Origin of the sequence: Cedecea sp. NFIX57 (assembly GCF_900177785.1) — a bacterium.
GTDB classification, from domain to species: Bacteria; Pseudomonadota; Gammaproteobacteria; order Enterobacterales; family Enterobacteriaceae; genus Cedecea; species Cedecea neteri_C.
Genome location: NZ_FXAS01000063.1, coordinates 1 through 9,828 on the forward strand (window position 1 = coordinate 1; position 9,828 = coordinate 9,828).

The window sequence follows — 9,828 nt, forward strand, 5'->3', positions numbered from 1 at the left end:
ATACTTCCCACCCATTATCCCTTTCATCACGAAGCCAGTCATTATCAGGATTAATGCTTCCACTCCGGATGTTTTAATCCTGATAAAAGCTTTTATTTGTTCTGAGTTTTTCTCAGGAGAATTTCACTGCATCCATGAGGCCCTTACCTGACCGTATCCCGGGAGGTGAAGGTGACGTGTTGCTTTTTATCGCAGACAGCCGGGGATGACCCGGCGATGTCTGTACTATCCGTTATAATAAAGCCGTGACTTCTGCGGCCAGAAACAAAGAGTCGTTCCATCATGATGTCAGCTTCAGACAATACCACACCCTCGAATATCCATCATCACTCTGTTTTTGGGGGGGGCGGGCGAGCCCTTGTCTGGCTGAATATTCTTGTTCAGTTTCTTTTCCCTCTGGCCTGCACATTCACGCCTGTCATGGCCGCGGCCCCGGTACAGCACCGGGTGTTGTTTCAGCCATCTGACGCCACGCAGGTTTATACGCTGAAACCCGGAGAGTCAGTCCAGGACGTAGCGCGGCAGTTTAGCATCAGCCTGGATGCGCTGCGCAAACTTAACCAGTTTCGCACGTTTGCACACGGCTTCGATCATCTCCGGGCCGGGGATGAGGTCGATGTCCCCGCCGGCAAGTCTCCGGCGTCCTCATTGAATAATCCGGGCCGGGATGCACTGCAAAAAAACAGTGCCCCTGCGGGCTCCCCTGCCTCATCCTCGCAGGGGGGGGACCCTGTACAGGAATGGCAAAATAAAATGGCCGGCACACTTTCCAGCATCGGAACGGCCCTGTCCTCACATTCAAAATCACAAAGTGAGGGAGATGTCTTTGCGAATATGGCCGTGAATATGGCTGCGAGCCAGGCCAGTGCGGAAGTAGAAAACTGGATGCGGGGTTTTGGTAATGCCCGTATTCAGCTGAATCCGGATCGCCATCTGTCCCTGCGTAACGCGCAGGCAGACCTTCTGTTCCCGCTGTGGGAAACCCCGACCGCGTTGTTATTCACGCAAGGGAGTCTGCACCGGACTGATGACCGCCTGCAAACTAACCTTGGGCTGGGCTGGCGCTATTTTGCCGGGACCTGGATGGCGGGGGCGAACACCTTCTTTGACTATGACTATACCGGCGGCCATGCCCGCAGCGGGCTAGGGCTTGAGTACTGGCGGGATGATCTGAAACTCAGCACGAATGCGTACTTCCGTCTCAGTGGCTGGAAAGATTCCCGGGCCCTGGATGATTACGAGGAACGCCCGGCTGACGGATGGGATGTCCGGGCAGAGGCCTGGTTGCCGGCTTATCCACAGCTGGGTGGCAAACTGACCTGGGAGCAGTATTACGGCCACGAGGTGGGCATGAACGGTGCCTCCGAACGGCTGGAAGATCCACACCGGCTGACGGCGGGGCTCTCATGGACCCCGGTACCGCTGATGACCCTGACGGCTGAGCGCACGCTGGGCGGGGGGGGGGGTAACGATGCCCGGGTGGGGGTCGAGTTCCGCTGGCAACCGGGGAGTACTCTCAGTCGTCAACTGGACAGCAATGCAGTGGCGTATATGCGCAGTCTGGCGGGTAGCCGGTATGATTTTGTTTCCCGTAATAACGATATTATTCTGGAGTATCGTAAGAAACAGGTGGTCTTCCTGTCGTTGCCGGAACAGCTCTCAGGTCGCGGCGGGGCTACTGTTGCCCTGCATGCCTCAGTGCGGGCTGAACACGGACTGGACCATATTACCTGGCAGAGTGGGGCATTTTCCACCGCGGGCGGGAAGATAGATGACCTGGGTGGCGGTGATTTTCAGCTGACGCTCCCGCCTTACAACGGGGCTGACAGTCAACAGAATACCTGGTCGCTCTCTGCGGTGGCTACCGACAGCAAGGGGAACACATCTTCACCGGCACAGACCCGGGTGACCGTCATTCCCGGGCAGCTCAGTGCTACCCGGAGTACGTTCACTCCTGCAGAAAGTGACCTGCCTGCGGATGGTCACACTACCCGGATGCTGACATTGGCGCTGGTCGATGACAGTGGGCAACCGGTCGATTTTTCGACGGACAGCATCACCCTGATGCGCGAAAACCTCTCAGGGAGCCCCGCGGCTGCCTCGCTTTCCCCACTGAACCGGCAGTCCCCGGGTGTCTATGTCGTCACGGTGACGGCCGGGACACAGTCAGGTACTTTCCGCCTGACGCCGGGGGTGTCAGGCCAGTCCCTGCCGCCGGCAACGGTCCATGTTGCCGGGGCGCTGGCGCCGGGGCAGTCATCAGTTTCCGCCACCCCGGATGTTCTGACCGCTAATGGCCGGGAGACCGCCATCATCCGCTTTGTTGCCAGGGATGCACAGGGTGAAGCGGTTGAGGGGTTACAGGATCTCAGCTTCTCGCTGGACGCCGTCGCGGCGCCGAACGTGACCCCAGGTGATCCGACGCAGGTGTATACCCTGACGCCTGTCGTCAGTGAGGGCGGCGGGATTTATACCGCTACTCTCACCGGGCGTCAGGCTGGGAAGGTCACGATCCGCCCTCTGGTGGGGGGGCGTCCGGTGGGCAACCTGAGCACGCAGGTCACATTCACGAGCGAAGCGACATCCGGTCTGCTGGTTGCATTTACCCGGGACAAGAATGAAGCGAAAGCCAGCGGCGATGATGAGGTTCATCTGGTGGCTTCCGTCCGGGATGCACAGGGCAATCCTGTTCCGAATCAGACTGTGCTGTTCAGCGCCACAGATGGCGCGCAGCTGTCTTCAGATTTTGTCACGACGGACAATAATGGTGATGCAGAGGTTACTCTGACCAGTACAAATACAGGTGAAAGTGTGGTCACGGCCTCGCTGTCTGCCAGTCGTCTGACCCAGGCTGTCCGTTTTGTGGCGGACAATAACAGTGCCCAAATTCCGGATGGTTATCTGGTTGTGTTGCGGGATAACGCCGCAGCTGACGGCCTGGATGCTGCACGGGTGGGCTTGCTGGTGACAGACAAACAGTACAATCCACTGCCCGGCGTGGAAGTGAAACTGTCGGGGGACAATGGCCTTATCCTGAGTGATGGCGCCCCGGTCACAGATAAAAATGGTGAAATTTACGTCACTCTGGCAAGCACCACCGCCGGCACGTCGAATGTGGTTGCTGAAATTAACGGTAGTCGCCGGACGGTCCCGGTGCACTTCGTGGCCAGTCGCCAGACACCGATTATTGTCAGCGTAACCGCAGACAAGGACAACGTCCCTTCGGACGGCCATACAGCAATCAGTGTTGAGGCTGTTGTCACGGATGTAAATGGAAATATTCTGCCAGATGTGACGGTTGGCTTCAGTGGTTCAGGAGACACTCGCCTGTCTGCATCGACGGGGCTGACAAATGCGCAGGGTTCGGCAAAAGTGGATGTGCGCTCTGCCACTGCCGGCACGTTTACCATTACAGCCTCCATTGGCGGAAACCACCTGGGGACGGACGTTCATTTTGTTCCGGACAGAAGCTCAGCGCAAATAGAGCGCGGGCATCTGGTGGTTCTGGCGAACAATCAGCCTGCCGGGAGCAGTGACCGCGTGGGTGTTCTGGTTACTGATACCGGGCACAATCCAGTGCCGGGTGTGGCTGTGAAGCTATCCGCTGAGGGGGGCGCCGCCGTGACGCCGGCTGAAGCAACAACCGATGAGCAGGGTGAGGTGTATGCCGCGGTATCGTCTTTCCGTGCCGGTCCCATTCGGGTCACGGCGTCGCTGGCTAATGGCAGTAATGATAATGCTGAGGTGATGTTTACCCCTGACACCACGACAGCGCAGGTAACGGAACTGAAGGTGACGGGAGGGGATGATGCGCCGGCCGATAACCGTACGCCAGTGAGGCTGCAGGTGACCGTACGGGACCAGCACAACAACCCGGTGGCGAACAGCCGCGTCAGCCTCTCTGCCGATACAGGTATTACGCTGAGTAGCCCGGCTGGCGGGGTGAGTACCGATGACCAGGGACAGGTGGACTTTACGGCGCTCAGCAGCAGAGCCGGGGCGTTTACCGTGCGAGCGAAGGGTGAGTCAGGGGCAGAGAAGACGCAGACAGTACACTTTATTGCCGACCTGGTCTCTCTGAAGGTGCGCGCGCTGGACGCGGACAGGTCGCAGCCGGCGGACGGGGCGTCCGCCGTGATGCTGACGGCGCAGGTGCGCGACAGTCAGGGTAATGTGTCCCCGGACGGGGTGCATGTTCACTTCACGCTGCCGGCGGATGTGACGGCGAAAGACGGGAAACCGGAAGCAGTGACTGCGGGGGGTAAGGCTGTGCTGCCGGTGGTTTCTGCTGTGGAGGGCGTTTATCCCGTGAAGGCGGGCGTGAATGCGGCCGGGGATGAAGTGGGTGGCACGGCGACCTTCCTCACGGATGTTGCTCATGCGGGCGTCGCCCTGAACGGGGCGAATGTGGCTCGTGTCGGGCTGGAGGTGCCGCTGACGGCAGTGGTGACGGACGGGAGTGGTCGCCCGGTGGCCGGCATGGCGGTGGCGTTTACCGTGACGAGCGGAACGGCGAGATTTGCGGCGGGTGGAAAAGCGACAGGTGCCCCGACGGATAAAGAGGGGCGGGTGACTGTCAGCCTGAAAGATACCGGGGCGGGAGACAACCACGTCACGGCCACGCTGGCGAATGGAAAAACGGCCAGCATGGTGGTGGCCTTTGTCAAAAAAGTCTCTCCGGACCTGACGGCGCCGGTGGCCGTGACGATGACGTACGATGCGGACCGGGCTAAATCCGTGGCCACCTCTGACGCTGTCGGTGAGGGCAACGGGGGGCCGCTGAGCGTGACCGCGGCGCCGTCTGGCGTCGTGACGGCGACGCTGACCTCCGACCACAGAGTGAAACTGACGGCGCTGAAGGTGCCGGCGGGCCTGGTCACCATTACGGTCAGCCAGGCGGCAACGCCGGACACGGAGGCGCCGAAAGACGTCACCTTCACGGTGAAGGTGAATAAGGGGGCCGGCGGTAAAAACGAGGAGCGTATTCCCGCTGTTACGGCGGGCAACACAGTGACACTGACGATGCCGCTGGCCCGCACGGGCAGCAAGATCACTTATGTGCTGACGGATGCCGGTACCACCGGTGCCAGCCTGTCGGGTGACAAGCTGAAAGTTCTGTATCCGGGCACGGTAACGGTGACGGGGACGGACGCTCTTGACGGCTACGATAACCTGGTGACCACCATCGTCGTGCCGGTAAACAAGAAAACCTCTCCGGCCCTGACGACCCCGGCGAACGTGACGATGACGTACGATGCGGACCCGGCTAAATCCGTGGCCACCTCCGACGCTGTCGGTGAGGGCAACGGGGCGCCGCTGAGCGTGACCGCGGCGCCGTCTGGCATCGTGACGGCGACGCTGACCTCCGATCACAGAGTGAAACTGACGGCGCTGAGGGTGCCGACAGGCCTGGTCACCATTACGGTCAGCCAGGCGGCAACGCCGGACACGGAGGCGCCGAAAGACGTCACCTTCACGGTGACGGTGAATAAGGGGACGCTGCCTGACCTGAAACCGGGAAATATCGACAGCCTGAATGTGGACGAGACAAAGGCGGATAACAGCGCCAGTCAGCTGAAAGCGAAGGCTGGTTTTGTTAAAGATACTGTGCTGACGTACAAATCCGGTGATGAAACGATTGCCACGGTGGACAGTGATGGAAACGTGAAGGGAGTGAAAGCGGGCTCTGCGACCATCACGGTCACAGAGACGCTGGCCAACTACACGGAGAAAAAAGAGACGTTCACGGTGAGCGTGAAAGATGTGATTGTGGTGACCCTGAGTCACCCGGGTGGGGCGATTGCTTCTCCAGGGAGTCTGTCCTGGGCTTACACGGCACTGACAGCCACTGTGATGGTGAATGGCAAAGAGGCCCCGGATGATGATGTAACGTTCACATCAACGCCTGGAATCACAATATCTGAATCGTCATCCCATACTGACGAGAGTTTTGTCCAGAAGTCTTCTGGCGGGAAGGCGGTCATTCATATTGCGTCGAAATCTGCGGGAGCGTTTAATCTGACGGCCAGCTACAGAGGGGCTAAATCTCCGTCTCTGCCAGTGACGTTCGGAAAATTCACTCCGCACCTCGACAAGCCAGCCGCGATATCTGTGGACTGGCCTCTGACAGCGGATATCACAACCCCGACAGGTAAAGGTGTTGGTGGCGCTCCGGGGGCAGGTGACTTCGTCGCCTCTTCCGACAATCCGGATGTGATTGAAAGCCTCGATATTCGCGTCAACAACGACGGTACCGTGTCCATTGATAAAGGTAAGGTGCAGAAGGTGGGGTCGGCAAACATCACCGTGACGACGAGAGAGACGCCCGATGCTGTCGCTGCACCTGCGGTCACCTTCCCGGTGACGGTGAATAAAGGGCCGCTGCCTGACCTGAAACCGGGAAATATCGACCTGAACGTGGGCGCCACGAAAGATGATAACTCGGCGAATAATCTGAAGAAGGTAACTGGCTTCCTTACGGGCACGAAACTGACTTTCAGCTCGGATAAGACAGCCATTGCCACAGTAGACAAAGACACAGGCAAAGTGACAGGGGTATCTGCGGGCTCTGCGACCATCACGGTCACAGAGACGCTGGCCAACTACGCGAATAAAACAGAGACGTTCACGGTGAACGTGAGCGATGTGATTGCGGTGACCCTGTCTCACCCGGGCGGGGCGATTGCTTCTCCAGGGAGTCTGTCCTGGGCTTACACGGCACTGACAGCCACTGTGATGGTGAATGGCAAAGAGGCCCCGGATGATGATGTAACGTTCACATCAACGCCTGGAATCACAATATCTGAATCGTCATCCCATACTGACGAGAGTTTTGTCCAGAAGTCTTCTGGCGGGAAGGCGGTCATTCATATTGCGTCGAAATCTGCGGGAGCGTTTAATCTGACGGCCAGCTACAGAGGGGCTAAATCTCCGTCTCTGCCAGTGACGTTCGGAAAATTCACTCCGCACCTCGACAAGCCAGCCGCGATATCTGTGGACTGGCCTCTGACAGCGGATATCACAACCCCGACAGGTAAAGGTGTTGGTGGCGCTCCGGGGGCAGGTGACTTCGTCGCCTCTTCCGACAATCCGGATGTGATTGAAAGCCTCGATATTCGCGTCAACAACGACGGTACCGTGTCCATTGATAAAGGTAAGGTGCAGAAGGTGGGGTCGGCAAACATCACCGTGACGACGAGAGAGACGCCCGATGCTGTCGCTGCACCTGCGGTCACCTTCCCGGTGACGGTGAATAAGGGGCCGCTGCCTGACCTGAAACCGGGACATATCGACCTGAACGTGGGTGCCACGAAAGATGATAACTCGGCGGATAATCTGAAGAAGGTAAAAGGCTTCCTTACGGGCACGAAACTGACTTTCAGCTCGGATAAGACAGCCATTGCCACGGTAGACAAAGACACAGGCAAAGTGACAGGGGTATCTGCGGGCTCTGCGACCATCACGGTCACAGAGACGCTGGCCAACTACGCGAATAAAACAGAGACGTTCACGGTGAACGTGAACGACGTCAAACCTGAAATTATATTGCATTTCCCTCGTACTGTCAGATTAGACGGTCATTTTGGATATGAGGCGGTCGTTCATTGGAAGGGGCATGAGGGGCAGAGAGTTTCCGTTAAGAGATCGTTAGAGTCAGATGGTGGAGTATGGGCGAATGGAGGCCAACAGATAGGGAAATCATGGCAGGATACAGTCTTTACTACTGCGAGTTCACTTCATGACATGGCAAGAATTCACGATGACCAGGTCGAAATCGTTGATGACGGCCGCTCTTCAGCGACATATGTAAAAATGTGCTTTACCATAGACTCCCAGGGAGAATGCGCCACAGTCACAGTTATCGACCCCAAAAAGGATGGTGTCACCTTATCTCTGTCTCCCGAGACCATTTCCGAGGGCGAGACAGCTACGCTGGAGGCTGTTGTGATGGAGGGAGGGCATCCGGCAGCAAATGAGAAGGTTACGTTCAATCCTGGCAGCACTACAGGAGTCAGGTCATCCAGTGGAGGCTGGACAGGCACAACAGATAGCAATGGGCGCACGGCGATAAATGTGACTGGGGTATTGGCAGGGTATTATAGTTTCACCGCCGCGACTGCTGGTACAAAATCTTCTAATACGAGAGAGTTGCACGTGGTGGCTCCCGTTAAGATACCTGCACTGATAAAACCGAATGACATAAAGGAAGCATACACAGGAAAAATTGAAAAAACGTCAACGAGTGTCTGTAGTAATAATTCCTGTGCTGGCGGTGAGTTGACATCAAGCTCATCAGATACCTCAGTGGCAACTATTGACCATACGGACCAGAGTACAGGTAGAGTGCACATAAATATTAAGGGGCCGGGCACGGCAGTAATTACCGTTACCCGAGGTTCAGACTCCGTAACGTTTAATGTGACGGAAACGTTGAATTTACCACAGCCACACTTACACTCTCCACAACACCACGATGAAAATGGTTGCGGCGAAGTACATTGGTGGGGCAAAGAAGACGCTTATGCGACTCCTTTACCTTCTGGCACAAAAATGGAAATTACTGCTTACTCGGGGATGGGGAAGGGTGAGGACGCGAAGGTCTATCCCGCAGGAGATGAGAAAGCAACTTGTTTGAGAGAACACTCTCAATTTAGCCTGCGATTTGTATTTAAAGATATTAAAGGGCCGGAATCATTCTTTGAGAATGAATTTGATGGGAAGATATTGGGTAACAATGATGCTGATTGGGGGAAAGGTTAAAGCTGGATATTTGAGACGTGTCGTTCCGGTGAACTCGGCTTGACAGGTCGTCGGGCCCGGTATCAGGTTTTTCGGAGGGGACGTTCGTCAGCGGGGGAAGTACTGAGTGTGGTGTTGAGAGGGGGAAGTCGCAGGAACTGAGGCAGTTTCTGCGACCGCTGAGGCCGTGCGGGGCGCGGGCTCCCCTGGTTTAACTGTGTCAGGCGCGTAAGTCCTTAGTGCACACATCGCGGAGTTACTGGCCGCTGTCACGCCCCGCGAAGGTGAACCCCGGCAACAACTCGCCCAGCCGCGCTTCCGGCCAGACCGGCAGTCGCTGCAGGACATCTGTCAACCACACATGTGGATCAAGGCCATTCATCTTCGCGGTTTCCAGCAGGCTCATGATTTTCGCGGCACGTTCGCCTGCAGCAACTGAGCCGGCGAACAGCCATGATTTTCTGCCCATCACCACCGGTTTGATTGCCCGCTCACAGATGTTGTTGTCAGGCGGCACCGCGCCATCCTCCAGGAACTGGCTGAGGGCGACCCGCCGTTTCAGCGGTAAGCGCTCCACAGAGAACGTCTGTCAAAATTCCTCCGGGATCGCGGATGATAGAGTCCACTTAAATTTTTAATGGACACTATCACGACATGTTGCGTATTACCATGAAGGAGATCGGTGAGTAACATTGCATGTCCTTACCCATAAGTCTGAGTGATGGTATTCTTTTGATAAATTGGCCATTATTCAGAGGGATTATGGAAAACTGGGTTATTCAGGAGCTGAAATCTCTGGATGTTGGCGATACCAGGCTCGAGAAGCGAGTAAAGCACGTTCTCAGCTTACTTAGCCGTTCACCGAAGGAAAGCATTCCCGTATCCTGCCGCACCTGGAGCGAGACAAAAGCGGCTTATCGCTGTTTTTCCAGTGATAAAATTTCAGCAGATAAAATCATGGCACCTCACAAAAAAAATATCATCGAAAGGACTCATGCGTATTCTGGCGAAGATGAACGATGGTTCCGGAGGAACATGAACGCGTTATTTCCTAACGCGCCCTGACTTCTTTTTATTACACTGACCGTT

The 9,828-nt window shown here is 56.6% G+C and carries 2 protein-coding genes and 1 pseudogene; 2 read left to right on the forward strand and 1 reads right to left on the reverse strand.

The window, feature by feature from the left end; all coding sequences use genetic code 11:
* The first annotated feature begins 282 nt into the window (after positions 1-282).
* Positions 283-8,760: an Ig-like domain-containing protein gene (locus B9Y90_RS24910; protein WP_085543000.1), complete on the forward strand. Its 8,478-nt coding sequence runs from the start codon at positions 283-285 to the stop codon at positions 8,758-8,760.
* Between the two features lie 235 nt (positions 8,761-8,995).
* Here B9Y90_RS24910 and B9Y90_RS24915 read toward each other — a convergent pair.
* Positions 8,996-9,301: pseudogene (locus B9Y90_RS24915) on the reverse strand (transposase domain-containing protein); the annotation flags it as partial.
* A gap of 200 nt (positions 9,302-9,501) precedes the next feature.
* Between B9Y90_RS24915 and B9Y90_RS24920 the strand changes: the two are divergent.
* A complete protein-coding gene (locus B9Y90_RS24920) occupies positions 9,502-9,804 on the forward strand; it encodes an IS4/Tn5 family transposase DNA-binding protein (RefSeq protein WP_085543001.1) in 303 nt (100 codons plus the stop codon).
* Positions 9,805-9,828: the final 24 nt, after the last annotated feature.